Genomic DNA, 25722 nt, shown 5'->3' with positions numbered 1-25722 from the left:
AAATTATGAGAAGATGAAAAGATATCAGATATCAGTCACTATATTGTTTTTCCTGTGTGTGTTTCTTCCGGGATTTGCGCAACAGACTAAAACACTCACTTTGTTGCAAACCAGTGATACCCACAGTCGCATAGAGCCGATAGATATACATGCAGCCGATAAATATGCCGGAATGGGTGGATTTGTACGTCGTGCCACCATGCTTGACCAGTTTCGTAAAGACAATCCGAATGTATTGGTGTTCGACTGTGGAGACTTTTCGCAGGGTACCCCTTATTACAATCTTTTTAAAGGTGAAGTAGAAGTAGAAATGTTGAATCTCATGAAGTACGACGCTGCCACCATTGGCAATCATGAGTTCGACTTTGGGTTGGAGAATATGGCGCGTTTGTTCAAAATGGCAGATTTTCCGATAGTATGTGCCAATTATGGTGTGGAAGGAACAGTGCTTGAAGGGCTTGTAAAACCATATGTTATATTGGAACGTGATGGTTTGAAGATAGGTGTATTTGGCCTTGGTGCAAAAATGGAAGGACTGGTGCAGGCGGATAAATACGAAGGAGTAACCTTTCAGGATCCTGTGGCCGTAGCCAATGAAATTGCTGCCAAATTGAAAGAAGTAGAAGGATGTGATGCCGTTGTCTGTCTTTCGCATATGGGAATAAAAGAAGATGAAATGTTGGTGCATCAAACCCGCAATATTGATGTGGTACTGGGTGGGCATTCACATACTTTCATGCAGGAACCGGCTTTTTTTGTGAATCTGGATGGAGAGAGTGTACCTGTATCTCATACAGGTAAAAACGGTGTTTTTGTGGGGAAGATAGATTTGACATTTGAACGATGAGGAAAATGATATGTATACTTGTTGTGTGGTTGGTAGCGGTAGCGCCTCTGATGGCACAACAAGTACCCTGTTTGCTTCCCCGGCAGGAAGACGATGCATGCCGGGAGTGGGTGGACAAGATGCTTTCGGGGATGAGTCTGAAGGAAAAGGTCGGTCAGACATTTGTTTATACACTAAGTCCGGAATGGAGCAAAAAGAACGAAAAGCTGGTACGCCGGCTGGCAAAGAAATATAAAGTAGGCGGATTACTCTTTTCCGGTGGAGAAGCCGGCGGGCAGGTGAGACTGACTAACCTTGCACAGCAGGAAACAGAGATTCCTCTAATGATAACCTTTGATGGGGAATGGGGGCTTACCATGCGATTGCAGGATACACCTCTTTTTCCTAAAAACGCAGCATTGGGCTGTATAACAAACAATTCACTGATAGAAGAATATGGACATGAGGTAGCCCGTGAACTCCGCGAGTTAGGTGTCCACGTCAATTTTGCTCCGGATGCAGATGTGAATACCAACCCGGAGAATCCGGTAATTAACATACGCTCGTTTGGAGGTGATCCGAAGACTGTAGCCGAACGGGTATTAGCTTATGCCCGTGGTCTGGAAAGTGGTGGTATACTGTCTGTCAGTAAGCATTTTCCGGGGCATGGGGATACGGATGTAGATTCTCATAAAGCATTGCCAACCGTGTACTATAACCGTGCCCGGTTGGATAGCATTGAGTTGTTACCTTTTCGTGAGGTGATTCGTGCCGGATTGGGAGGTATCATGGTGGGGCACCTGCGCGTACCGGAATTGGAACCGGACAGGTTGACTGCTGCTTCTTTGTCACGAAGTGTCGTGACAGATGTTTTAAAAGGAGAGTTAGGCTTTCGCGGATTGGTGTTTACTGATGCGTTGGCAATGAAAGCCGTATCCGGTGAGCGTGATGTTACAGCCAAAGCGCTACGGGCGGGCAATGATATGGTGCTTGTGGGCAGGGATATAGAACAAGCACTTGAGACGGTGATGGCAGCTATTGACCGGGGAGATTTAAGTGTGGATGAGGTGGAAGCCAAATGCCGTAAGATATTAACTTATAAGTATCTGTTAGGATTGGATCAAGAAAACAGAATCTCTGCAGATGGATTGAATGGGCGCATTCATACAGTCGAAGCACAAGCGCTTGCGAGCAAGTTGCGCTTTGCGGGAGTGACCGTATTACGCAATAATTTTAGTACAATACCTTTGCCGGCCGATCAGTCTACGGCCATTCTGTGTGTAGGTAGGGAAAAGTCCGATCAACCCTTTATCGACCGCTTTGTTCAGTATACATCGCCGGTGGAATGTTTTCGGATCACAAAAGACATGACAGAGGAAGAGTGGTACCGGATCACTAATGATTTGAAACGTTTTCGTCGTGTCGTTATCTCTGTTACGATGGAGAAAGAAGAATTGGCTGCATGTGCCCCACTTCTGAATACATTGGATTTACAGGTACCTGTTACCTGTGTCTTTTTCACTTCTTACCGGGCGATGTTTCCAATCCGGACGATGTTGGAACGTACCGCTACTGTTGTTTTAGCGCACTCGTCTGAGGAAGATCTTCAGCGACATGTTGCAGACGTTTGTTTTGCCAAAGCTCCTGCCGGGGGACGGTTGTCTATGCGTATCGGGCATCTGTTTGCAATAGGTGAGGGGAGTGATATTGTTCCGGGAATGAAGCCTGTGGTACAGCCCGAAGATTGCGGTATGAAAGGATACAGGTTGCATCGTGTTGATTCGCTTGTCAATGCAGGATTAGCTGCCGGAGCTTTCCCGGGTTGTCAGGTGGTGGTGATGAAAGATGGTATTCCTGTTTATAATCGTTGCTTTGGCAGTCATTCTGATACCGATAAGACTGCGGTGCGCCCCACTGATCTTTTTGACCTTGCTTCACTGACTAAGACCACCGCAACTTTACTCGCTGTGATGAAACTTTATGATCAGGGAAAACTGAAACTTACAGACAAGGCATCTGCCTGGTTACCCTGGTTGCGATCATCCAATAAAAAGAATATAACGATTTGTGATCTTTTGTTACATGAGTCCGGATTGTTGCCTTATATCCGTTTCTATCGGGAGGCAATAGATGAGAATACAGTTACGGGGCCTTTCACGCAAGGATTCGTAGACGAGTGGCACCACACACGTATCGGAGAATATACTTACGCCTGTTCGGACTTTAAGTTTAAGAAAGGGTTAATATCTCCGAAGCAGACGCCAACGCATACGTTGCATATGGCAGAAGGTATGTGGCTGAATAAAGCATTTAAGAGTACGGTTTTGCAATCAATAGCCCGTTCGGAGATGGGACAGAAACGCTATGTATATAGTGATGTCGGTTTCGTAGTACTCCAGCAAGTGGTTGAGGCAATAACCAAACAGCCTATGAATGAGTTTCTGAATAAGGAATTCTATCGTCCGATGGGATTGGAACGTACCTTGTTCACACCGCTTACTCACTATGATCGATCGGAAGTGATGCCAACAGCTGCCAACGATTACCTGCGGAGGCAAGACCTTTGCGGTTACGTGCAGGATGAAACGGCTGCTTGCCTGGGTGGTATTGCCGGTAATGCAGGATTATTCTCCACAGCCGGAGAGGTGGCAGCTGTATATCAGATGTTGCTCAATGATGGAGAGTGGAAAGGACATCGTTATCTGGATGGGGCTACCGTTCGCCTGTTTACCACATACACATCCGTTCTCAGCCATCGCGGATTGGGTTTTGATAAACCGAACTACCGGGATGTGAAAGCCAGTAGTTGTGCTCCCGGAACGCCTGCTCGGGTTTATGGACATACCGGTTCTACGGGTACTTGTGTCTGGGTAGATCCCGAAGAACGATTGATCTACGTTTTTCTGAGTAACCGTGTTTGCCCTGATCAGTGGAATGCTAAACTTAACAATATGAAGATACGCCAGAACATACAGCAAGCCATTTATGATTCTTTGCCGGATACCAAAGGTTTGTCGGGCGATAATGAATGATGCCAATGATGAATATGAGAAAATACCTGATAATTCTTCTGTTTTTATGTTTCGGAAAAGCAATATATGGACAGAACGATGTACAACCTCTCCTGCTTTATAAAGCGGAACAAGATGCGCGTTGCCGGCAATGGGTCGATTCGGTGATGAACCGTCTGAGTCTGAAAGAGAAGATCGGTCAGCTTTTTATTTATACCATTGCTCCGGTCGATACAAAACACAATCAGGCGTTACTACGTGATGCTGTGGATACTTATAAAGTAGGAGGACTTTTGTTTTCCGGTGGTAAGATGCAGACACAGGCCATCCTCACCAATCAGGCGCAACGAATGGCACGTTTGCCGTTGATGATTACTTTTGATGGTGAATGGGGACTTGCGATGCGCCTTCGCGGTACGCCGCTTTTCCCACGTAATATGGTGTTAGGGTGCATACAAGACAATCGTCTTATCTATGAATACGGTCGTGAGATGGCTCGTCAATGCCGTGAACTGGGAGTGCAGGTTAACTTTGCTCCCGTGGCCGATGTGAATGTCAATCCTAAAAATCCGGTTATCAACAATCGTTCTTTTGGTGAAGATCCCGTACGTGTGGCTGATAAAGTGATTGCGTATGCCACCGGACTGGAAGGAGGAGGAGTGCTTTCTGTTTGTAAACACTTTCCGGGACATGGAGATACGGACGTCGATTCTCATAAGGCATTGCCTGTACTGCCCTTCACTCGCGAACGATTGGACAGCGTGGAGTTGTATCCTTTCAAAGAAGCCATACGTGCCGGATTGAGCGGGATGATGGTAGGGCATCTCCAAGTACCTGTTATCGAGCCTTTGGGAGGGTTGCCTTCTTCTCTTTCGCGCAATGTGGTGTACGGTTTGCTGACGGAAGAGTTGGCCTTCAAAGGTCTTATCTTTACCGATGCCCTTGCAATGAGAGGGGTATCCGGTAATGCCAGTGTCAGTTTGCAGGCTTTGAAGGCAGGTAATGATATGGTACTTGCTCCGAGAAATCTGAAAACAGAGGTTGCGGCAGTCATTGAGGCTGTGGATCGTGGTGAGCTATCCCGTGAAGATATAGATCGTAAATGCCGGAAGGTACTTACTTATAAATACGTACTTGGTTTAAAGAGAAAACCGGCCATTCAACTCTCCGGATTGGGGAGTCGTATTAATACACCTCAGACGCGTGACCTTATCCGGCGTTTGAACCTGGCTGCTATAACAGTACTGAATAATAAAGGTAATATTCTTCCTCTTCATTCCGACAAAGAAATGCCACCTATGGCTCTGCTGGAGGTAGGCGATGTGGGAGAGACGGATGTTTTTGCCAAACAGTTGGAGAAACATACCTCCCTTGTGCGCTTTCGTCTTCGTAAGGAGATGACGGAGGCACAGGGAAAGGCTTTGAGAGATTCTCTCTCGAAGTATCGCCGTGTTATTGTAGCTGTTGCCGAACAGCGGTTGGCACCTTTTCAACCTTTTTTTGCTGCCTTGGCAGCTGATAAAAAAGCGGCTCCGGCAATCTATATCTTTTTCACTCCCGGAAAGATGATGCTACAGATACATCGTGCCGTGTCAGCCGCCCAATCTGTAGTGTTGGCACATTCTGCCGGTCACGATGTACAGCAACAGGTTGCTGATGTACTCTTCGCCCGTGCTTCTGCCGATGGACGACTTTCTGCCAGCTTAGGAGGGCTGTTTCCAACCGGTGCCGGAGTTACAATTACTCCGCATACGCCGACGCATTTCAATCCGGAAGAGTATGGAATGTCTTCCGTTGCCTTGAGGCGTATTGATTCCATCGCTAAACGGGGCATTCAGGAAGGAGCTTATCCCGGATGTCAGATTGTGATTCTGAAAGACGGAAAGACAATGTACGACCACGCTTTTGGAACCCATGCAGGCAAAGGAAGTGCATTAGTACGGCCTACAGATTTGTACGATCTGGCTTCTCTTTCTAAAACGACCGGAACACTGCTGGCTTTAATGAAATTGTATGATAGGGGTCGTTTTAACCTTTCCGATAAACTATCTGACTACCTGCCGTGGCTGCAACGCACAAATAAGAAAGATATGACCATTCGTGAGCTGTTGTTACATCAGTCCGGATTGCCTGCCGGAATTGTACTCTATCCGGAGGCTATTGATAAGGAGAGTTATAAAGGCCGTCTGTTCTCCGCCCGTAAAGATGCGTTACATCCGTTACGATTGGGAGCTACCACCTGGGCCAATCCGAACTTTCATTTCAAGCCGGAGACACTGTCCCGAACCCGGAATGCCAATTACACTTTGCAGATATGCGATAGCCTCTGGCTCAATAAGTCGTTTATAAAAGTGATACAAGAGAAGATTATTGAAGCTCCTTTGGGGGCGAAGCAGTACCGTTACAGTGATGTTGGGTTTATTCTTCTTTGTTTCTTGGCCGAACAGTTGGCTGGTATGCCTATGGATGAATACCTGACACGTGAATTTTACGAACCGATGGGATTGGAGCGTACTTTATATCTTCCTTTACAGCGGATCCCGAAAGTTCAGATTGTGCCTTCTGCCAATGATAAATTCCTTCGTAAATGTGTGTTGCAAGGATTTGTGCACGATGAATCCGCAGCTTTCCAGGGAGGTGTTTCCGGAAATGCAGGATTGTTTTCAAATGCCCGTGAAGTAGCTTCTATCTATCAGATGCTGTTGAATGGAGGAGAGTTGAACGGACGTCGTTATCTGAGTAACGAAACGTGTCAGTTGTTTACTACGGAAATATCCAAAATCAGCCGTCGTGGATTAGGGTTTGACAAGCCGGATGCAAAATCACCCGACAAGAGTCCTTGTTCCGAATCGGCTCCTGCCTCTGTTTACGGTCATACCGGATTTACAGGAACATGTGCCTGGGTGGACCCGGAAAATGATTTAGTATATGTCTTTCTCAGTAATCGTACGTATCCTGATGCCACAAACCGTAAGTTGATGCAATTGGACATACGTGGACAAATACAGGAAGCGATGTATGAGGCGTTAAAATAGTGATTAGTGAGTAGTGATTAGTGATTAGCAGGCTGCGCACTCACAGCGCATGCCACTAATCACTAATCACTACTCACTAATCACTATTTCTTCTGTTTTAGAAGGAAAGACCGACGCGAAAACCGAAGTTGTTCAGTTTGTCAACGCTATAAGTCAATACCTTATCAGCTTTGTTTGTTCCATAACTATAATACAGTGCAAGGTGTAAACCCGGACCGTAAGCCCATGGGTAAACGTTTAACCCGACTTCCGGTGAAACGTAGAATCCCCAGTTTTCATCTCTGGATTCAAAGACATTATAGTTAGAACGTACTTTTGCATATTCAGTACCCAGTTTCACACCAACGTAAGGTTGCCATGCTCCGCCACGGTTGAACTGATAACGTGCAGCAGCACCAAAAGGCATCTGGAAAATAGTATGTTGCTGATCGCTGGTCATACTACCGCCGTTTACCGGGAAAGTTTCGCGACCTACATATTCATGGTTGCTATGATAGTTGAGGAAGAGTCCGAGACCCAAATTGGGGGTTACAAAATAACCACCTTCAAAGTTCATACCCCAACCGCTGGCATCATCGGCAAATCCATTGCTCAATGGCACATTGAACTGCCAGTCGATATTAGCGTATCCATTATCTGATAATTGTGCCTTTGCCGGCATGGCAAAGACGAGAGCCAAAGCTGCTATAGCCAGCACTCTCAATGAAATATATTTTATTGTCTTCATAACGGTTCTGATTATTTATTATTTGTTAGTAAGATAGGGTGATTGTGCAAATGCCTGGTTCACACCTTTTACGGCAAGTGCCTTGTTCATACTGTTGGAATATACCAATCCGGTCATGTAACTTGTCCACAGAACAGGAATCTTTTCTTTCGGTCCTTCCGGTGCATTCAGATTTACAATTTCAGAAATGAACGAGTTGGTACTGTAGCTATAGTTTATAGCATACGGATAATACCATCCGCCACCCCAGTTACCCCAGTAGCCTGAGCCCCAGTATCCTGGATATCCCCACCACCATTCTGGTTGTCCGTAATCGGTGAAGAAATAGGTACTCTTAATGTAACTTACCTGTACACCCAGGTCAGCATCTTCTTTAGAAGCAGCCATCGTGTAGCCTCTGTTATCCATATTGCTCTTATAAGCAGCAAGAATTTCTTGTGCAGCTTCACCTTCCAGATATTCTGGTTCTTCTTTGTCGCTGATTACAAGAATTTTGTCCGGCAAATAGTAAGTGGTGAACTCTTTGAAGTTAGCCTTCTTGTCGTAGTTGGTATACACCAAATAATCATTGTCCAATTTGTCCATGTCAGGGTCTTTTTCGCAAGCAGCGAATGCAAAGACCGCTAATAAAATAGGAATTAATCTCTTCATATCTTTTATAATGTTTAGGTTAAATAAAAAAATCCTGCCCTGGTACCTTAGGCTTTTGATAGAAACAACAACTTCTTTTATAAAAGGTTCGCAAAGGTGAATGTTAAAATGTTAAAGTATGGGCCGACTTTTTTGTAAGAGGGACTATCTTTGTACGAAATTAAAAACTGAATACATATGAAACCGTTACCCCGCTGCTACGCAGCACTTTTGGTTTTCTTACTTTTTGTCCTGTCCACCCATTTGTCGGCACAGACAGCGTTACAAAGAAAAGTAGAAAACATAACTTCCGTGGATAGTGTGAAGCCATTGGAAACTACCGAATTTGTTGAAAAATATGTCGTGTATTTCTCACAGCCACTGGATCATCGTCGTCCCGAAAAAGGTTCGTTTGGTCAACGTGTCATTGTGGCACATGCCGGGTTTGATCGTCCAACGGTGATTGTTACCGAAGGGTATGGCGCTGCTTATGCGTTGCGTCCGGGGTATCGTGAGGAGTTATCACGGCTGTTCAATGCCAATATGATATTTGTGGAACACCGCTATTTTCTGGAGTCTACCCCGCAACCCCGGGACTGGAAATATCTGACTGCTGAGAACTCTGCAGAAGATTTGCATGCAGTGACTACCGCTTTTAAAACGTTGTATCCCGGGAAGTGGATAAGTACCGGTATCAGTAAAGGAGGACAGACATCGTTGTTGTATCGTGCATTCTTCCCCGATGATGTAGACGTTTCAGTACCCTATGTCGCTCCGCTTTGTTATGGGGTGGAAGATGGACGGCATGAACCGTTTTTACGGCAGGTATCTACGGCAGAAGAGAGAAAGACGATAGAAGACTTCCAGTTGGAAGTGTTGAAGCGTAAAAGTACGTTGCTGCCTCGTTTTGAGAAGTATTGTGCTGAAAAGGGATACGTTTTCCGTGCACCGTTGGAGGAGATTTATGATTATTGTGTGCTCGAATATTCCTTTGCGTTGTGGCAGTGGGGGACAGAAGTGAGTACTATTCCTTCCGTAACGGATACGGACGATGAAGTGTTCCGGCATTTTCTGGAGATCAGTGAACCTTCTTATTTCACAAAGGACAGTCCTAACGTATCCTTCTTTGTGCAGGCTGCACGTGAGTTGGGCTATTATGGCTATGATATAAAGCCGTTTGAGAAATATCTTTCTATCAAAAGCAGTAAGAACTACCTGCATCGGTTGATGCTTCCGGAGGAATTGGGAGACATGAAATTTGATAAGCGTCTGGGACGGAAGATTGTGAAGTTCTTGAAACAGAATGATCCGAAGATGATATTTATCTATGGTCAGAATGACCCATGGACGGCAGCCGGTGTCACCTGGCTGAAAGGGAAAAAGAATGTCCATGTATTTGTGCAGTCCGGCGGAAGCCACCTGGCACGTATCAGTACATTACCCGAAGCGATGAGGGTTCGGGCGATAGCGCAGATAGAGGAGTGGATTAGTGATTAGTGAGTAGCGGTTTAGTGATTAGTAAGCTGCGCTTATTTAGTTGACAATTGACAGTTGACAATTGACAGTTGACTATGCAGAATGATAGCGCAGCTTACTAATCACTAAACCGCTACTCACTAATCGCTACTCACTACTCACTAATTACTCCCTTCAGCCTCTCCGGCACCTCTACCTTTTCAAGGTTGAGTTCTTTCAGCCGTTCTTTCCCTTTCGGGGTCAGGCTGAAATACATTTGCCTTTTGTCTGTCTTTCCTAAGGCTCTTTTTATCAATTCCTTCTCTTCCACTGCTCTGATAACTTTGGATGTGTGTGAAGTAGCCATACCTGTACGGGCAGAGAGGGCAGTAGAAGTCATTTCTTCCTTCGCCTCCTGTAAGGCACATAGTATCATTGCTTCATTGAGTGACAGGTCATATTCTTTTTCGAATTGCGCTTCAAACTCCGCTAAGGCTTTATAAAGATCGCGCATCATGCATATTGTTTTCATACTCTTATGTTCTTACTTATATAAACAAGTTGATGTTAGCATTGTCTGCACGTTCCATGTAGGTGGCTACGCCGCCAATTGTAACTTCATCCAGCAACTCTTCTTTCTTCACGCCCATTACATCCATTGACATCTGGCAGGCAATAAACTCCACACCATTTTCCAATGCCTGACGACGAAGAGATTCCAGCGAGTCGATCCCTTTGCTGTGCATAATGTAGCGCATCATTTTGCCACCTATGCCACCCATGCTCATTTTAGACAGTTTCAGCTTCAGGGAACTCGAAGGCAGCATCATGCCAAACATCTTTCCGAAGATATCTTTTTCTACTTTAGGCTTACTGAGACGCTTGATGACGTTCAGTCCCCAGAAAGTGAAGAATATAGTTACCTTCTGTCCGGTTGCTGCCGCACCGTTCGCCAGTACAAAGGTAGCTAATGCCTTATCAAGATCGTCACTGAACATGATAAATGTTTTTCCTTTACCTTCACAGGATGTCACTATGCTACAAGCCTTGGGTTCTTCTTTCTCGATAACGATGATTGATTTTCCGGCAGCACTCTCTTTGGATATCAGCTTGTTTCCGGTGGAGTTACACCAGGCGGCTGCATCACGGGCAAAGCCGGGATCAGTGGAGGTTATTTGTACGCGTTCACCCGGTACAAGCGTATCCATTGTCTTTTTCATTTTCAGAATAGGGCCGGGGCATTGCATACCACAGGCGTCTACCTGAACGGTGCGTGAAGGAACGGCAGGTTCTTCCTGAATGGACACGGGTGTTGTACTCTCTTTCCTATTGGCAGGAGTATCACCCCCCTCATTCCTGATGATCGGGGCAGTGGCCGCCTTGTATATTTTCAATCCGCCGGACAGATTGCGGACTTTATCGTATCCGTGCTGAACGAGTATGCGATAGGCGAGATAACCTCTCAGCCCTACAGCGCAGAACACATAGACCGGCTTATCTTTGGGTATTTCATCTATGCGGTCGCGTATCTCGTCCAGTGGGATGTTGATGGCTCCCGGCAATGAACCCAGAGAGAATTCATCTGGTGTGCGTACATCCAGCAGAAACTCATGTTCCAGGCGAATGTCGCGCAGGTCACGCCAGTAAACCGGTTTTACGGTTCCTGTCAGGATATCTTCTGCCACATAACCGGCAATGGCTACCGGATCTTTGGCGGATGAGAAAGGAGGAGCATAGGCCTGTTCCAGCTTCATCAGGTCGTAGATGGTGCCTTGATGCTTGATGACCAGGGCAAATTCATCGATGCGTTTGTCCACCCCGTCATAACCCACAATCTGTGCACCGTATAGTTTTCCTGTTTTCTTATCGAATGTAATCTTGATACTCATCTGCGTAGCGTCCGGATAATAACTTGCATGCGAAGACGAGTGGGTAGTAGAAGAAGCATAGGCTATTTCAGCTTGCCTCAACCGTTTGCCCGGTAAGCCGGTAGTAGCTACGGTCAGATCGAAAACTTTGGCGATAGAAGTGCCGATAGCACCCTCATAACTGATTTTAGCTCCCAGTATATTGTCAGCAACAATACGTCCCTGTCTGTTGGCAGGACCGGCGAGATAGTTCAACCAGGGTTTTCCGGTTATCGGGTGGCGATATTCAATGGCATCTCCGATCGCATAAATCGATTCGTCCGAAGTTTGCAGGTAGTCATTGACCGAGATACCTCCGGCTTCTCCGATAACCAGTCCGGCAGCACGTGCCAGCGTTGTTTCCGGGCGCACTCCGATGGAGAGTATTACAATATCTGCGGGTATGGATTGTCCGTCTTTGAAAACAACCTTTATCTCTCTGCCTGTCTTCTCAAAAGAAGCTACTGCCTGTTCCAGATACAAGTTTACCCCTTTATCCATCAGGTGTTGATGTACGAGCGATGCCATAGAGAAGTCTATGGGAGTCATCACCTGGTTGGCCATCTCTACAATAGATACTTTGGCTCCCAGTGCATGCAGGTTTTCTGCCATTTCCAGTCCGATGAATCCGGCACCGATTACTACGGCTCTCCGGGGAGCGTGCTGGTTGGCATACTCTTTTATCCGGTCCGTATCTTTCACATTGCGTAACGTGAAAATTCCCTCAGAGTCAATGCCCGGCAATGGAGGTTTAACGGGAGTAGCTCCGGTAGAGATCAATAGCTTGTCGTAACTCTCTTCGTACGTGTCTTCACTGCTGAGACGCACGGTTACGGTCTTTCTTTTCCGGTCAATGAAAATGACCTCGTTCTCTGTACGTACGTCTACACGAAAACGTACGGAAAAAGCCTCCGGGGTTTGCACAAAGAGTTTCTCCCGTTCGGCGATTACCCCTCCTATATAATAGGGTAGCCCACAGTTGGCATAGGATATGTACTTTCCTTTTTCAAGGAGAATAATCTCTGCTGTCTCGTCCATTCTTCTGATTCGGGCGGCAGTGGTTGCTCCTCCTGCTACACCTCCGATGATGATAATCTTCATATTTCTTTTTATTGTAAATAGTTTCCTTTGGAAATAATAACGCAAAAGAAATAGATAAAGTTCACCGATGGTTGGAAAAAAAGTCTATTTTAGGTATCCGGGGGCGAATAATACATCATTGAGGGCTTTTGGTTTATCATTCGAAACGATGGAGGTTTCTTTCAAAATGAAAGGAAAATGGAAATCAAATGGTATACCAAAATCTTTGGCAGTCTGTTGAAAAGCTGTATATTTGCGCACCCTGTTTTTACCGCTCTTATGAAATCATGAGTAAGATTCTTATTATCGATGATGAAACCCAGATTCGCAGCCTGTTGGCGCGAATGATGGAATTAGAAGGTTATGAAGTGTGCCAGGCCGGAGACTGCAAATCGGCTTTAAAACAACTGGAGCTTCACTCCCCCGATGTAGCTTTGTGTGATGTATTTCTTCCCGATGGGAATGGTGTAGACTTGGTAGTAACTATCAAAAAGACGGCTCCCAATACGGAGGTAATCCTGTTGACAGCTCATGGAAATATCCCGGATGGCGTACAGGCCATCAAGAATGGTGCATTCGATTATATCACCAAAGGAGATGATAACAATAAGATTATCCCTCTTATCAGCAGGGCTGTAGAGAAAGCATGCATGAATGTTCGCCTTGAAAAACTGGAAAAGAAGGTGGGGCAGATGTACTCCTTCGAGTCTATTCTGGGTGAATCGAAACCGTTGAAAGAGGCTGTTCAGTTGGCCCGGAAGGTTTCTGTGACTGATGTGCCGGTGTTATTGACCGGAGAAACAGGAACAGGTAAAGAGGTTTTTGCACAAGCTATACACTATAACAGTAAGCGTGGCAAGCAGAACTTCGTGGCCGTCAATTGTTCTTCGTTCAGCAAAGATTTGCTGGAAAGTGAAATGTTTGGTCATAGGGCCGGATCATTCACCGGGGCATTGAAAGATAAGAAAGGGCTTTTTGAAGAGGCAAACAACGGAACTATTTTTTTGGATGAAATGGGGGAGATGGCTTTTGAATTACAGGCTAAGTTGCTCCGTATTCTCGAAACCGGCGAATATATAAAGATAGGTGATACGAAACCCACCCGGGTGAATGTCCGGATCATTGCTGCCACTAACCGGAATTTACCGGAGGAAATTGCTGCCGGACGCTTCCGGGAAGATTTATTCTATCGTCTTTCGGTTTTCCAGGTACACTTGCCATCCCTCCGCGAAAGAGCGGGAGATATCAGAATTCTTGCTGAGGCTTTTGTGCGTAGTTTCTCCGAAAAGCTTTCCCATCCGGTGACCGGGATGTCTCCGGCATATCTTGCAGCACTCTGCCAGCAAATGTGGAAGGGAAATATACGCGAACTGCGTAACGTGATAGAGCGTAGCCTTATTGTATGCGATGGAGAGTGCCTGGATGTATGCGATCTTCCACTGGAAATACAGAATTGCCATTATGAGCTGTCTGACGAGGCTGTACCGGGGAGTTTTGAATTATCTGCCATGGAGCGCCGGCATATTGCCCGTGTGTTGGAGTATACCAAAGGGAACAAAACAGAAGCGGCCCGTCTGCTTAAAATAGGACTTACCACGTTGTATCGTAAAATCGAGGAATATAAACTATAATAATGTGGCAATATGTTGATGTGCCAATGTGCCAATTGGGCTGCGTTGGCAGGGTATGCCACTCTCACCTTTCTTCGTGTGTTTACTCACCGGGATACTTTCCTTATCTCGTAGAGGAGCGTTGTTTTTCTCACCGGGGAACGTTGTTTTACATGTACATGTAACGCAGCACGACATGCACATGTGGAGCAGCACGACATGCACATGTCGTACAGCTTTACATGTACATGTAAAACAACGCTCCTCTACGAGCTTCGATAGGTTTGTCTACGACATCCCTGACGAACCCTTTAATGGAACAACGCTTTCCATTCTTTCAAAACAGTGCAATCCTTTTCAAAATGGAAGGGTAGCGCTGTTTCTTCTTTTAAATGCTTCGTGATATAATCTGTTGATACTTATTGTTTTATTACTTTCTTTCCGCTTTTGGCACGCAATTGGCACATCGTAAATCAGGTAAAAACTATTAGTAACAATTAAAACAAGGTAAAAACATGGGAATTACAGTATCATTTATTTTCTGCCTCTTGAGCGGCTTTGCCTGCTTCTGGCTCTTTTGGAAATGTGTGGATTGGTTTGAGAAGATTTAAAGAAAGGGAGAATTAGATTTATGTATACAATACTATTTGTGATAGGTATCGCAATCTTCGGTTATCTGATGTACGTACTCATCAAACCGGAAAAATTTTAATGGAGCAATGAATACAGAAATTTTAGGTGTAGTTTTACAGGTGATCCTGATGGTGGTACTTGCCTATCCGTTAGGAAAGTACATCGCTAAGGTTTATAAAGGAGAGAAGAGCTGGTCGGACTTCATGGCTCCTGTTGAGAGAATAATTTATAAAGTATGCGGCATCCGTCCGCAGGAAGAGATGAACTGGAAACAATTCCTCAAATCATTATTGATTCTGAATGCATTCTGGTTCTTCTGGGGAATGGTGCTTTTGATTTCTCAGGGATGGCTTCCTTTAAACCCTGATGGGAACGGACCGCAATCACCCGATCAGGCATTCAATACCTGTATTAGTTTTATGGTCAACTGCAACTTGCAGCACTATAGCGGCGAAAGCGGGCTGACTTACTTTACGCAGTTGTTCGTAATTATGCTCTTCCAGTTTATAACTGCTGCAACCGGTATGGCTGCTATGGCGGGTATGATGAAGGCGATGGCTGCTAAAACCACGAAAACAATTGGTAACTTCTGGCAACTGCTGGTAGTGAGTTGTACACGTATCCTGTTGCCGCTTTCATTGATTGTGGGCTTTATCCTTATCTTACAGGGTACGCCGATGGGATTTGACGGTAAGATGAAAGTAACCACACTGGAAGGACAGGAGCAAATGGTTTCGCAAGGGCCTACGGCAGCTATCGTACCGATCAAGCAGCTGGGTACGAATGGTGGAGGGTATTTTGGAGTCAACTCTTCACATCCCCTGGAGAATCCTACTTTCCTGAGCAATGTGGTAGAATGCTGGTCTATCCTGATTATTCCTATGGCAATGGTCTTTGCCTTTGGATTCTACATTAAACGTAAGAAACTGGCATATAGCATATTTGGAGTTATGCTGGCAGCCTATCTGGTAGGAGTCTTTATCAACGTGAGCCAGGAAATGGGTGGTAATCCGCGTATCGACAAAATGGGAATTGCCCAGTCCGGTGGGGCCATGGAAGGAAAAGAAGTACGTATCGGCTCAGCCTCCGGTGCTCTGTGGAGTGTGACAACTACGGTGACTTCCAACGGATCGGTAAATAGTATGCACGATTCTACTATGCCGCTTAGTGGGTTGGTCGAGATGCTGAACATGCAGATAAACACCTGGTTTGGTGGTGTTGGTGTGGGATGGATGAACTATTACACCTTTATCATAATAGCTGTATTTATCAGCGGATTAATGGTGGGACGTACACCGGAATTTCTGGGAAAGAAGGTAGAGGCCCGTGAAATGAAAATAGCTACCATTGTGGCTCTGCTCCATCCGTTCGTGATTCTTGTTGGTACAGCTCTGTCCAGCTATTTGTATACACATCATCCGGATTTCGTAACGAGTGAAGGAGGCTGGCTCAATAATCCCAGCTTCCATGGACTGAGCGAACAGCTTTATGAGTTTACCTCTTCGGCTGCCAACAACGGTTCCGGTTTTGAAGGCTTGGGTGATAATACTTATTTCTGGAACTATTCCTGCGGTATTGTACTTATTCTCAGTCGTTTCATTCCTATCATCGGGCAAGTAGCTATTGCGGGTTTGCTGGCTCAGAAGAAGTTTATCCCCGAGAGCGCCGGCACGTTGAAAACAGATACAGCAACTTTCGGCGTCATGACGTTTGCAGTTATTTTTATCGTCGCTGCTTTGTCATTCTTCCCTGTACACGCCTTGAGTACGATTGCTGAACATTTTAGTCTATAAGTAAAGAGTATGAAAAAGAATAAATCGGCTTCTTTATTTCAAAAGGAGCAAGTCATAGAGAGTTTAAAGCAATCATTCGTGAAGTTGAATCCACGAACGATGATGATGAATCCGATTATGTTTACAGTGGAGATAGTAACGGTTATTATGCTGGTGGTTACCATCCTCTCCCTGAGTAGAGATCATTACGGTTCATTCGGATACAATCTGCTGGTATTCGTTATTCTGTTTGCCACTTTGTTGTTTGCCAATTTTGCCGAGGCCATTGCCGAAGCACGGGGCAAAGCACAGGCAGATAGTTTGCGTAAGACGCGTGAAGAGACTCCTGCAAAATTGATGACAGGTGAGAAACTTCAGACCGTGAGCAGTTCAAAGCTAAAGAAAGGAGATGTCTTTGTTTGTGAAGCCGGAGATACGATTCCTGCCGACGGTGAGATCATTGAAGGATTAGCTTCCATCGACGAGAGTGCTATAACGGGAGAATCAGCACCCGTTATCAGAGAAGCCGGAGGAGACAAAAGCTCGGTGACGGGCGGAACGAAGGTACTCTCGGATAACATTAAAGTATTGATGACTCAGCAACCGGGTGAGAGTTTTCTTGATAAGATGATTGCCCTCGTAGAAGGTGCCAGCCGAAAGAAAACGCCGAATGAAATTGCCCTGACTATCTTGCTGGCAGGTTTTACGCTGGTATTTGTGATTGTTTGTATCACACTGATTCCTTTTGCCGATTATACTAACATTGATCATCCGGGCACAACCATTTCTATTGCTGCCATTCTTTCACTATTTGTCTGCCTCATTCCGACTACTATCGGAGGATTACTTTCCGCCATTGGCATTGCCGGTATGGACCGTGCGTTGCGTGCCAACGTGATTACTAAATCCGGTAAAGCCGTTGAGACAGCCGGAGACATTGATACGCTGTTATTGGATAAAACAGGTACGATAACCATTGGTAACCGTAAAGCGACCAAATTCCATACGGCACCGGGAGTAGATGAACGTGCGTTTGTGGAAGCCTGCCTGCTGGCCTCTCTGTCCGATGAAACTCCCGAAGGTAAATCGATTGTAGAGTTGGGACGTGAGTCGGGGATGCGAATGCGGAACCTGAACACAACCGGTGCGCGCATGATTAAGTTTACTGCCGAAACGAAATGTTCGGGCGTTGATCTGTCCGATGGTACCCAGATTCGCAAGGGGGCATTTGACGCTATCCGCCGGATTGCAGAAAAGGCCGGGAACACCTTTCCGAAGGAAGTGGAAGAGACTATTGCAGCTATTTCCGGCAATGGGGGGACACCGCTGGTGGTATGCGTCAATCAGCAGATTACCGGGGTGATAGAGTTGCAGGACATCATCAAACCGGGCATTCAGGAGCGTTTTGAACGCCTGCGTAAGATGGGAGTGAAAACCGTTATGGTGACTGGAGACAATCCGTTGACTGCCAAATATATTGCAGAAAAGGCGGGAGTAGACGATTTCATAGCCGAAGCCAAACCGGAGGATAAAATGGAATACATCCGGAGAGAACAGGAAGCCGGCAAACTGGTGGCGATGATGGGCGACGGAACGAATGACGCTCCTGCACTGGCACAAGCCAATGTGGGCGTAGCAATGAATAGTGGCACACAGGCAGCCAAAGAAGCCGGTAATATGGTAGACCTTGACAATGACCCTACCAAGCTGATTGAGATTGTGGAGATCGGTAAACAGCTACTGATGACACGCGGTACACTGACCACATTCTCGATAGCCAACGACGTAGCCAAATACTTTGCAATTGTACCTGCTTTGTTTATGGTGGCTATCCCCGAGTTGGCAGCGCTCAATATCATGGGCTTGCATAGTCCGGAGAGTGCTATTCTGTCGGCTGTCATTTTCAATGCTATCATTATTCCGATCCTGATTCCACTTGCTTTGAAGGGGGTACAGTACAAACCGATAGGTGCCAGTGCACTGCTTCGCCGTAATCTGCTGATATACGGATTTGGAGGGGTAATTGTACCTTTCATCGGGATTAAGTTGATCGATTTGGTAGTAAGTTTATTCTTTTAAATAATATGACGATGAAAACTTTATTGAAATCATTTAAAATAACGCTTGCGTTCTGCGTATTCTTTGCAGTGTTTTATGTCCTTATTCTATGGCTTTTTGCACAGGTGGCAGGACCGAATAAAGGAAATGCCGAAGTGGTAACATTGAATGGTAAGGTAGTAGGTGCTGCCAATGTGGGACAGAATTTCACAAAAGATATTTATTTCTGGGGTCGTCCTTCCTGTGCCGGAGATGGCTATGACGCTACGAGTTCTTCCGGCAGTAACAAAGGCCCTACGAATCCCGAATATCTGGCAGAACTGGAAGCCCGTATTGATACCTTCCTCGTTCATCATCCCTACCTGAACCGTAGTGAGGTTCCTGCCGAGATGGTAACCGCCAGTGGATCGGGACTCGATCCGGATATCACTCCCGCCTGTGCTTATGTACAGGTGAAAAGAGTGGCACAGGCACGTGGAATGCATGAGGAACAGGTAAAAGAGATTGTCGACAAAACGATAGAAAAGCCCTTATTAGGACTTTTTGGAACAGAGAAAGTGAATGTATTGAAACTGAACATTGCTTTGGAGAAAGCAAAATAAACATTGTAGTATATGAAGGTTTTTAGTAAGAAAGTATTTTTAGGCCCATTGGTAGCTGTAGTTAGTTGCCTAATGGCAACCCCCAACACACAGGCACAGGAATTTACCGTACAGGGCGACTTAGTCAGTTCATATGTATGGCGTGGAATCTATCAGACCGGAGCCAGTATCCAGCCAACCTTAGGCTTTATTATCGGTGGCTTTTCATTGACGGCCTGGGGATCAACCGATTTCGATGGTTGTCAGGCCTCAGAAGGAAGAGCGAATAAAGAAATAGACCTGACCGCCGCCTACACTTTTGGAAGTACAGGACTGATCCTTTCAGTGGCAGACCTTTGGTGGCCCGGACAAGGGACGGGTAATTATTTTAAATTCAAAAGCCATGAAACAACACATCACTTTGAAGCAGGATTGGCTTATACGCTGCCGGTTGAAAAGTTTCCGCTTTCAATTGCCTGGTACACGATGTTTGCCGGACAGGATAAAAAGGAGAATGCCCGGGGAGAAATGAAACAGAATTATTCCTCTTATATGGAATTCAACTATCCGTTCAATGTGAAGACAGTAGATCTGAATGTGACGTGTGGCATTGTTCCCTACACTGCTCCTCAGTACAATTGCAATGGTTTTGCAGTGACTAATATTGCTTTGAAAGGAACAACTGCCATCCGGTTTAGTGATCGGTTTTCCCTGCCGGTTTTTGCACAAGCCATCTGGAATCCGCGTATGGAAGATGCCCATTTGGTTTTCGGCATTACTTTGAAACCCTAACTAAACTCTGGTATAACTAATTAATATCTTGAGGATGTGTAAAAAGTAAAACTCGTTATTATTAAAACGCAAATTAACGCTGATTAACGCAAAGATTAAATTAAATCTGCGATAATTTGCGTTAATCCGCGTTGTTGAATTGCAGCTTGATAGTTTTTTAGACTTTTGGCACAGCTTTATGGGATTGAAAAATAGATAGAAGTATGGATAGAGAAGAGAGTGTGCAGCATTTCCTGGATCTGATAAAGAAGTCACGCCGGGGAAAATTTAAAGTTTATATCGGGATGATTGCCGGTGTGGGTAAGAGCTATCGTATGCTTCAGGAAGCACATGATTTACTCGATAACGGGGTAGATGTGCAGATAGGATACATCGAAACACATGGGCGTGCCGGGACAGAGGCACTCATAGAGGGCTTGCCGCTGATTCCGCGGCGGAAGATTTTCTATAAAGGGAAAGAACTGGAAGAGATGGACCTTGAAACCATCATCCGTGTCCATCCGGAAATCGTGATTGTAGATGAGTTGGCACATACCAATGTTGAAGGTAGTTTGAACGAGAAACGTTGGCAGGATGTACTGACACTGCTCGATGAGGGTATTAATGTAATCTCTGCCATCAACATCCAGCATATCGAGAGTGTAAACGAAGAAGTGCAGGACATTTGCGGCATCGAAATAAAAGAGCGTGTTCCCGATAGTGTGTTACAAGAGGCAGATGAAGTGGTGAATATAGACCTTACCGCCGAGGAACTGATAACCCGTTTGAAAGCCGGAAAGATATATCGTCCGGATAAAATTCAGGTAGCTTTGAATAACTTCTTTAAAACGGAGAATATCCTTCAGTTACGCGAACTCGCTCTGAAAGAGGTAGCGTTGCGTGTAGAAAAAAAAGTAGAGAACGAAGTTGTAATGAGTATGGGTGTCCGGCATGAAAAGTTTATGGCTTGTATTAGCAGCCATGAAAAGATGCCCCGGCGTATTATCCGTAAAGCAGCCCGTCTGGCCACCCGTTACAATACCACCTTTGTAGCCCTTTATGTGCAGACACCCCGTGAGAGTATGGACCGGATAGATCTTGCCAGTCAGCGCCATTTATTAAATCATTTTAAATTGGTAGCTGAGTTGGGGGGAGAAGTTGTTCAGGTACAATCGAAGGATGTGCTTGGAAGCATTGTCCGGACGTGTCGTGAGAGGCAGATAACAACTATTTGTATGGGAAGTCCCCGCTTACGTGTCTCGAATGCCTTTTGTGCAGTGTTCGCCTATAAAAAGTTTTTGGCAAATTTAGCACAAGCAAACGTAGATTTGATTATACTTGCAGTGGAATGAGTTTGTAAGTTCTTGAGTTTGTGAGTTCGTGAGTTCTTTAGTTTGTGAGTTTATGATTCTTTTTGCATATATATAGTAGCTATTATGAAGAGCACTAATAACTTACCAACTCACCAACTTACCAACTTACAAACTTACAAACTCACGAACTAAAGAACTCATAAACTAAAAACTTCTATAAATCATGAATATAAAAACGAAATTACTTTTCGGAATCGGGATACTGGCCGGAATGATTATTTTATTGGTAACTCTATCTGTTGTCAACCTGCAGCTACTGACTGCTACGGAACCGGACAGCCCGGCTGCCATGCCTGCCCTCGAACGGGCTTTATTATGGATTTCTGTTACAGGAGGTATTTGTGTACTCACAGGTCTGGTTCTGCTTTTTTGGTTACCGCGCTCCATTAGTAAGCCTATTCTGGAGCTTAAACAAGGTATTCTTGAAATAGCCAATCATAACTACGAAAAGCGCCTTGATATGAAAAGCAGTGAAGAATTCAGGGAAGTTGCTGACAGTTTTAATCGTATGGCAGAACGTCTCACCGAGTATCGGGCCAGTACGCTTGCCGATATCCTTTCCGCCAAAAAGTTTCTGGAAGCCATTGTCAATAGTATCAATGAGCCTATTATCGGATTGAATACCGAGCGTGAAATCCTTTTCATCAACAACGAGGCACTGAATGTACTCAATTTGAAAAGAGAAAACGTGATCCGTCGGTCTGCCGAAGAGCTCTCTTTGAAAAATGACCTTCTCCGTCGCTTGATTCGCGAACTCGTTAGCCCCGGAGATAAGAAAGAACCATTGAAAATTTATGCAGATAACAAGGAGAGTTATTTCAAGGCTGCCTATATCCCTATCAACAATACCAATGCCGATAAAGACGAACCTCATAAGTTGGGAGATGTTATCCTTCTGAAGAATATCACCGAATTTAAAGAATTGGATTCAGCTAAAACCACATTTATCTCTACCATTTCCCATGAGTTGAAAACTCCTATTTCTGCTATCATGATGAGCCTTCAACTACTGGAAGATAAGCGTGTGGGTATGTTGAATGAAGAGCAGGAACAGCTGTCTAAGAGCATTAAAGACAGTAGCCAGCGCCTGTTGGAGATTACCAGTGAACTGCTGAATATGACACAGGTAGAAGCCGGAAAACTCCAGATGATGCCAAAGATCACGAAACCCATTGAACTGATTGAATATGCTATCAAGGCCAATCAGGTTCAGGCCGATAAGTTCAATATACAGATTGAAGTGGAATATCCGGAAGAGAAGATCGGCAAATTGTTTGTGGATAGTGAAAAAATAGCCTGGGTACTTACCAATCTGCTAAGTAATGCCATCCGCTATTCAAGAGAGAACGGACGTGTGGTTATTGGTGCTCAGCAAGAAGGTGACCAGATAGAGCTCTATGTACAGGATTTTGGCAAAGGCATCGATCCTCGTTATCATCAGAGCATTTTTGACCGCTATTTCCGTGTACCCGGTACTAAAGTGCAAGGCAGTGGACTGGGACTCTCCATCTCTAAGGATTTCGTAGAAGCACATGGCGGCACGTTGACTGTAGAGAGTGAGTTGGGCAAAGGTAGCCGGTTTGTTATTCGGTTGAGAGCATGATACTCTTTGAAACTTATACTATTCTGTTTGTTCTGACTTAAAAAGTTACATATTATTTAAAGATAAAAGACTCGTTCCTTTTAATTTTTATTACTTTTGTAAAGTTTGATATCTTACTTAGTTACAAGTGAGGCATAATTATAGATTGCCTTATGTTGTAACTTTCATGTTATGCTATTCTGTATCATAGGAATATTAGGAGGATATACTTATGATTGATGTCTGGGAGTGAAGCAAACTGCTTCTGTTATCGTTGTGATAGAGTTTCCTTGTTTACTAATATTTAAAGCTATGAAAAAATATTTATTGATTTTGGTTTGTTTGTTGACACTACAGGGCACAAGTTTTGTGATGTCTCGTGACATGAAAGGTGATTTAAATACATTAGAGGAATTTCGGTCAACTGCTTTGGAAGAGACGGATAAACCAGTCTTTATCTCCGTGACTGTAGATGCCATCACTCCAATTCCCGGATCAAATTTTTATAATCTTGACCTAACAGCCGAATTTCGTGGTGCTGAATCTCTTTATGCAGAACTCTATGAAGAGTTCAGCATTGTAATTAGATCGCGTTCTTATCAAGAACCGTACATCGTTCATCTTCACTTTGAAAATATTTACAAGGGTGGAAGAGTCTGGGTCGTTTTAGAATTAAAGAACAATGTGGGAACAACGTCTTATACAGTTGAAATTCCCAATCAGATGAAACCTGATTCCATAGAAGAAGTAACAATGGAATCAAGTATTTCACAGGTTGAAGTAAGGGATATACAAGGAAGGCTTGTTCTTCAAACAGAGAATTATGAGGATATTAATCGTCTATCGAGAGGAATGTATATCGTGACGATTACCTATTCGGATGGGAAAGTAGTAACGAGGAAGATTTGTCGATGAGGACATTTATTGTTCTGGTACTGAATATTGTTTGTTTTTTCTAATATTTAAAGCTATGAAAAAATGTTTGTTAGTTTTGGTTGGTTTGTTGACACTACAGAGCATAGGTTTAACTATGGCTCAGCAAGATACAATTTTAGTATTCGAAGGACATATGAATACTACTCCATGGGGATCGCAAATAATGAAACCTTGTTTGCCTCGAACAGAACGTTTGAGCAGTGATTTTGGAGGAGTGATTAAAGTAATATGTGGAGCCGGAATAGATGATGAAATGCAGCATTGTATAAAGGCCGCCGCTCTACTCTGGGAAGAAAAGTTATATATTCCTGAAAATGTAGTTTTGAAGTTTGAGAAAAAAGAGTTGGGAGCAGAAGCTGCCGATTTTCAGGCTCAGGTGAGATATACTTCATTCCCCGATGCGAAAACCACATATCCCAATAGTTATTATCAGAATTTCTTAACTGATGATGAACGTGTGTATGACGAGGATGCTATTATCCTGATTAATGGAGATACGGATTGGGAGTATAGTTTTAACGGAAAGGCTGTGGATAAGAAGAATTTCACAACAGCCATGTTACGTGCCATTGCCATCTCGTTAGGCTTTGGTTCATCGGTTGTAAATGATGTATCACATGGCATTATCTTTTCTATAGAGGGATGTTTCTCTCCTTTTGATAATCTGATTGTTGATTCCAATAATGTCCGTCTGAATGAAATGCCGAATAATGGAGTTACAAGCCATGAACTTTCTTCATTTGTGTCGGAAGAGCGTGTTTATTGTAAAACGTCTGCTAATGAAAGCTTCAGACTGTATACTTCTCGCAGGTTCCAAGGTTATAATTACTTGAATTATCTATATTTTGATGGTGACTTGATGTCATACAATACCAGGACAGGAGATAAAATTCAGCAAATAGATGAGATAGTATTGGGAGTTCTCAGAACAATTGGCTGGGAGGAACCTGAAAGTAATTTAAGGATAATAGCAGAAGGCATTGATGATACGGGTATTGCTTCTTCTTCTCAAAGCTATAATTTTCATGCCGAAACCACTTCAGGGAGTATAGCGAATTATTCATGGAAGTATGAACTGTTGGATAACGAAATGGAGTTTGTCACTATCAAAACAGGAGATTCTTCTGATTTCAGTATAGACGAGATAGATGATGTAACGAAGTATAATAAGAACATTAATGCAGATATTAAGGGTAAGATCAGTTTGACTGCTACTACTGCCGATGGGAAAAAGAAGTCTGAAACATTCTATGTGTATTTTGCTACTGAACCTACTTTTGTATCGGTGAAAGTAGCTATAACTCCAATTCCTCAAAAAAGATTTTATAATCTTGATATAGCGCTAATATATACAGGTACTGATTTTCTTTATGCTTTTAAAACAGAGGAAAATAGTAGTTTTGGAGAAAGTGCTTATGTCTATGAACCTTATCTTACTAAATTACATTTTGAAGGTGTTTATATGATAGGAATGGCTTGGGTTGAGATAGAATTAAAAAACAAGGTGGGAAAAGCGTGTTATATGGTAGAAATACCGAGTCAGCTGAATCCCGATCCGATCATAGAAGTCACAGCAGAATCAAGCATTTCACAAGTTGAAGTAAGGGATGTACAAGGAAGGCTTCTCCTTCAAACAGAAAATTATGAGGCTGTTAATCATCTATCGAGAGGAATGTATATTGTGACGATTACCTATTCAGATGGAACAGTAGTAACGAAGAAGATCTGTCCGTAA

17 protein-coding genes and 2 pseudogenes are annotated in these 25722 nt (G+C 44.3%); 14 read left to right on the top strand and 5 right to left on the bottom strand.

Features of this window, described 5'->3' with window-relative positions; translation table 11 throughout:
- The first annotated feature begins 13 nt into the window (after positions 1–13).
- From ACESQI_RS11070 to ACESQI_RS11060, 3 genes are read left to right on the top strand one after another with little or no spacing between them, the layout of a single operon-like run.
- A complete protein-coding gene (locus tag ACESQI_RS11070; RefSeq protein ID WP_373126099.1) occupies positions 14–847 on the top strand; it encodes a bifunctional UDP-sugar hydrolase/5'-nucleotidase in 834 nt (277 codons plus the stop codon).
- Complete coding sequence (locus ACESQI_RS11065; protein WP_373126074.1) at positions 844–3858, top strand: glycoside hydrolase family 3 N-terminal domain-containing protein; 3015 nt, start codon at positions 844–846, stop codon at positions 3856–3858. Before ACESQI_RS11070 ends, ACESQI_RS11065 begins: the two co-directional genes overlap by 4 nt.
- 14 nt (positions 3859–3872) lie before the next feature.
- Positions 3873–6872: a glycoside hydrolase family 3 N-terminal domain-containing protein gene (locus ACESQI_RS11060; protein WP_373126097.1), complete on the top strand. Its 3000-nt coding sequence runs from the start codon at positions 3873–3875 to the stop codon at positions 6870–6872.
- Between the two features lie 97 nt (positions 6873–6969).
- Here the strand turns inward: ACESQI_RS11060 and ACESQI_RS11055 are convergent, their stop codons facing one another.
- Both ACESQI_RS11055 and ACESQI_RS11050 read right to left on the bottom strand, forming a co-directional pair.
- Positions 6970–7599 carry a porin family protein gene (locus ACESQI_RS11055; RefSeq protein ID WP_002559122.1) on the bottom strand — a complete coding sequence of 210 codons (630 nt, stop codon included), beginning with the start codon at positions 7597–7599 and terminating at the stop codon, positions 6970–6972.
- An 18-nt stretch (positions 7600–7617) separates the two neighbouring features.
- The gene (locus ACESQI_RS11050) at positions 7618–8250 is read right to left on the bottom strand and encodes a DUF4136 domain-containing protein (protein WP_007483825.1); all 633 of its coding nucleotides are present in this window, start codon (positions 8248–8250) and stop codon (positions 7618–7620) included.
- Between the two features lie 177 nt (positions 8251–8427).
- On the opposite strand from ACESQI_RS11050, the gene ACESQI_RS11045 reads away from it, so the two are divergent.
- Positions 8428–9726 carry a S28 family serine protease gene (locus tag ACESQI_RS11045; RefSeq protein WP_373126072.1) on the top strand — a complete coding sequence of 433 codons (1299 nt, stop codon included), beginning with the start codon at positions 8428–8430 and terminating at the stop codon, positions 9724–9726.
- Between the two features lie 133 nt (positions 9727–9859).
- Here the strand turns inward: ACESQI_RS11045 and ACESQI_RS11040 are convergent, their stop codons facing one another.
- From ACESQI_RS11040 to ACESQI_RS11030, 3 genes and pseudogenes are all read right to left on the bottom strand, one after another.
- Complete coding sequence (locus ACESQI_RS11040; protein ID WP_278511479.1) at positions 9860–10216, bottom strand: MarR family winged helix-turn-helix transcriptional regulator; 357 nt, start codon at positions 10214–10216, stop codon at positions 9860–9862.
- A gap of 16 nt (positions 10217–10232) precedes the next feature.
- A pseudogene (locus ACESQI_RS11035) lies at positions 10233–10955 on the bottom strand (DsrE/DsrF/DrsH-like family protein); the annotation flags it as partial.
- Positions 10956–11033: 78 nt separating this feature from the next.
- A pseudogene (locus ACESQI_RS11030) lies at positions 11034–12692 on the bottom strand (FAD-dependent oxidoreductase); the annotation flags it as partial.
- A 266-nt stretch (positions 12693–12958) separates the two neighbouring features.
- Here ACESQI_RS11030 and ACESQI_RS11025 point away from each other — a divergent pair.
- The 10 genes from ACESQI_RS11025 (at position 12959) to ACESQI_RS10980 (ending at position 25722) form a co-directional block, all read left to right on the top strand.
- On the top strand, positions 12959–14302 hold the full coding sequence (locus ACESQI_RS11025; protein WP_373126069.1) for a sigma-54-dependent transcriptional regulator: 1344 nt from the start codon (positions 12959–12961) through the stop codon (positions 14300–14302).
- Between the two features lie 610 nt (positions 14303–14912).
- The gene (gene kdpF, locus ACESQI_RS11020; protein WP_081504715.1) at positions 14913–14993 is read left to right on the top strand and encodes a K(+)-transporting ATPase subunit F; all 81 of its coding nucleotides are present in this window, start codon (positions 14913–14915) and stop codon (positions 14991–14993) included.
- A 7-nt stretch (positions 14994–15000) separates the two neighbouring features.
- Positions 15001–16707, top strand: a complete 1707-nt coding sequence (kdpA, locus tag ACESQI_RS11015; RefSeq protein ID WP_373126068.1) for a potassium-transporting ATPase subunit KdpA — start codon at positions 15001–15003, stop codon at positions 16705–16707.
- 9 nt (positions 16708–16716) lie between these two features.
- Positions 16717–18765, top strand: a complete 2049-nt coding sequence (kdpB, locus tag ACESQI_RS11010) for a potassium-transporting ATPase subunit KdpB (RefSeq protein WP_373126067.1) — start codon at positions 16717–16719, stop codon at positions 18763–18765.
- Between the two features lie 11 nt (positions 18766–18776).
- Positions 18777–19346 (top strand): K(+)-transporting ATPase subunit C, encoded by a 570-nt coding sequence (locus tag ACESQI_RS11005; RefSeq protein WP_291582280.1) that lies wholly within the window; start codon positions 18777–18779, stop codon positions 19344–19346.
- Between the two features lie 12 nt (positions 19347–19358).
- Entirely contained in the window at positions 19359–20117 is a 759-nt protein-coding gene (locus ACESQI_RS11000; RefSeq protein WP_373126066.1) for a hypothetical protein, read from the top strand.
- A 203-nt stretch (positions 20118–20320) separates the two neighbouring features.
- Positions 20321–21448 (top strand): sensor protein KdpD, encoded by a 1128-nt coding sequence (locus ACESQI_RS10995; RefSeq protein WP_373126065.1) that lies wholly within the window; start codon positions 20321–20323, stop codon positions 21446–21448.
- Between the two features lie 184 nt (positions 21449–21632).
- Positions 21633–23072: an ATP-binding protein gene (locus tag ACESQI_RS10990; RefSeq protein ID WP_373126064.1), complete on the top strand. Its 1440-nt coding sequence runs from the start codon at positions 21633–21635 to the stop codon at positions 23070–23072.
- Positions 23073–23363: 291 nt separating this feature from the next.
- A complete protein-coding gene (locus ACESQI_RS10985; protein ID WP_251235251.1) occupies positions 23364–23966 on the top strand; it encodes a T9SS type A sorting domain-containing protein in 603 nt (200 codons plus the stop codon).
- A gap of 55 nt (positions 23967–24021) precedes the next feature.
- Positions 24022–25722, top strand: a complete 1701-nt coding sequence (locus ACESQI_RS10980; RefSeq protein WP_251235252.1) for a T9SS type A sorting domain-containing protein — start codon at positions 24022–24024, stop codon at positions 25720–25722.

It is taken from the genome of Bacteroides sp. HPS0048 (assembly GCF_964240755.1).
GTDB classification, from domain to species: domain Bacteria; phylum Bacteroidota; class Bacteroidia; order Bacteroidales; family Bacteroidaceae; genus Bacteroides; species Bacteroides nordii.
The sequence above is the reverse complement of the archived record's forward strand: the minus strand, read 5'-3'. Positions and strand labels throughout refer to the sequence as shown.

Excerpts from the sequence above, each read along its gene's own strand:
- ACESQI_RS11070 (WP_373126099.1), top strand. The coding sequence starts at position 14 with ATGAAAAGATATCAGATATCAGTCACTATATTGTTTTTCCTGTGTGTG.
- ACESQI_RS11065 (WP_373126074.1), top strand. The coding sequence starts at position 844 with ATGAGGAAAATGATATGTATACTTGTTGTGTGGTTGGTAGCGGTAGCG.
- ACESQI_RS11060 (WP_373126097.1), top strand. The coding sequence starts at position 3,873 with ATGAGAAAATACCTGATAATTCTTCTGTTTTTATGTTTCGGAAAAGCA.
- ACESQI_RS11055 (WP_002559122.1), bottom strand. The coding sequence starts at position 7,599 with ATGAAGACAATAAAATATATTTCATTGAGAGTGCTGGCTATAGCAGCT.
- ACESQI_RS11050 (WP_007483825.1), bottom strand. The coding sequence starts at position 8,250 with ATGAAGAGATTAATTCCTATTTTATTAGCGGTCTTTGCATTCGCTGCT.
- ACESQI_RS11045 (WP_373126072.1), top strand. The coding sequence starts at position 8,428 with ATGAAACCGTTACCCCGCTGCTACGCAGCACTTTTGGTTTTCTTACTT.
- ACESQI_RS11040 (WP_278511479.1), bottom strand. The coding sequence starts at position 10,216 with ATGAAAACAATATGCATGATGCGCGATCTTTATAAAGCCTTAGCGGAG.
- ACESQI_RS11025 (WP_373126069.1), top strand. The coding sequence starts at position 12,959 with ATGAGTAAGATTCTTATTATCGATGATGAAACCCAGATTCGCAGCCTG.
- kdpF (WP_081504715.1), top strand. The coding sequence starts at position 14,913 with ATGTATACAATACTATTTGTGATAGGTATCGCAATCTTCGGTTATCTG.
- kdpA (WP_373126068.1), top strand. The coding sequence starts at position 15,001 with ATGAATACAGAAATTTTAGGTGTAGTTTTACAGGTGATCCTGATGGTG.
- kdpB (WP_373126067.1), top strand. The coding sequence starts at position 16,717 with ATGAAAAAGAATAAATCGGCTTCTTTATTTCAAAAGGAGCAAGTCATA.
- ACESQI_RS11005 (WP_291582280.1), top strand. The coding sequence starts at position 18,777 with ATGAAAACTTTATTGAAATCATTTAAAATAACGCTTGCGTTCTGCGTA.
- ACESQI_RS11000 (WP_373126066.1), top strand. The coding sequence starts at position 19,359 with ATGAAGGTTTTTAGTAAGAAAGTATTTTTAGGCCCATTGGTAGCTGTA.
- ACESQI_RS10995 (WP_373126065.1), top strand. The coding sequence starts at position 20,321 with ATGGATAGAGAAGAGAGTGTGCAGCATTTCCTGGATCTGATAAAGAAG.
- ACESQI_RS10990 (WP_373126064.1), top strand. The coding sequence starts at position 21,633 with ATGAATATAAAAACGAAATTACTTTTCGGAATCGGGATACTGGCCGGA.
- ACESQI_RS10985 (WP_251235251.1), top strand. The coding sequence starts at position 23,364 with ATGAAAAAATATTTATTGATTTTGGTTTGTTTGTTGACACTACAGGGC.
- ACESQI_RS10980 (WP_251235252.1), top strand. The coding sequence starts at position 24,022 with ATGAAAAAATGTTTGTTAGTTTTGGTTGGTTTGTTGACACTACAGAGC.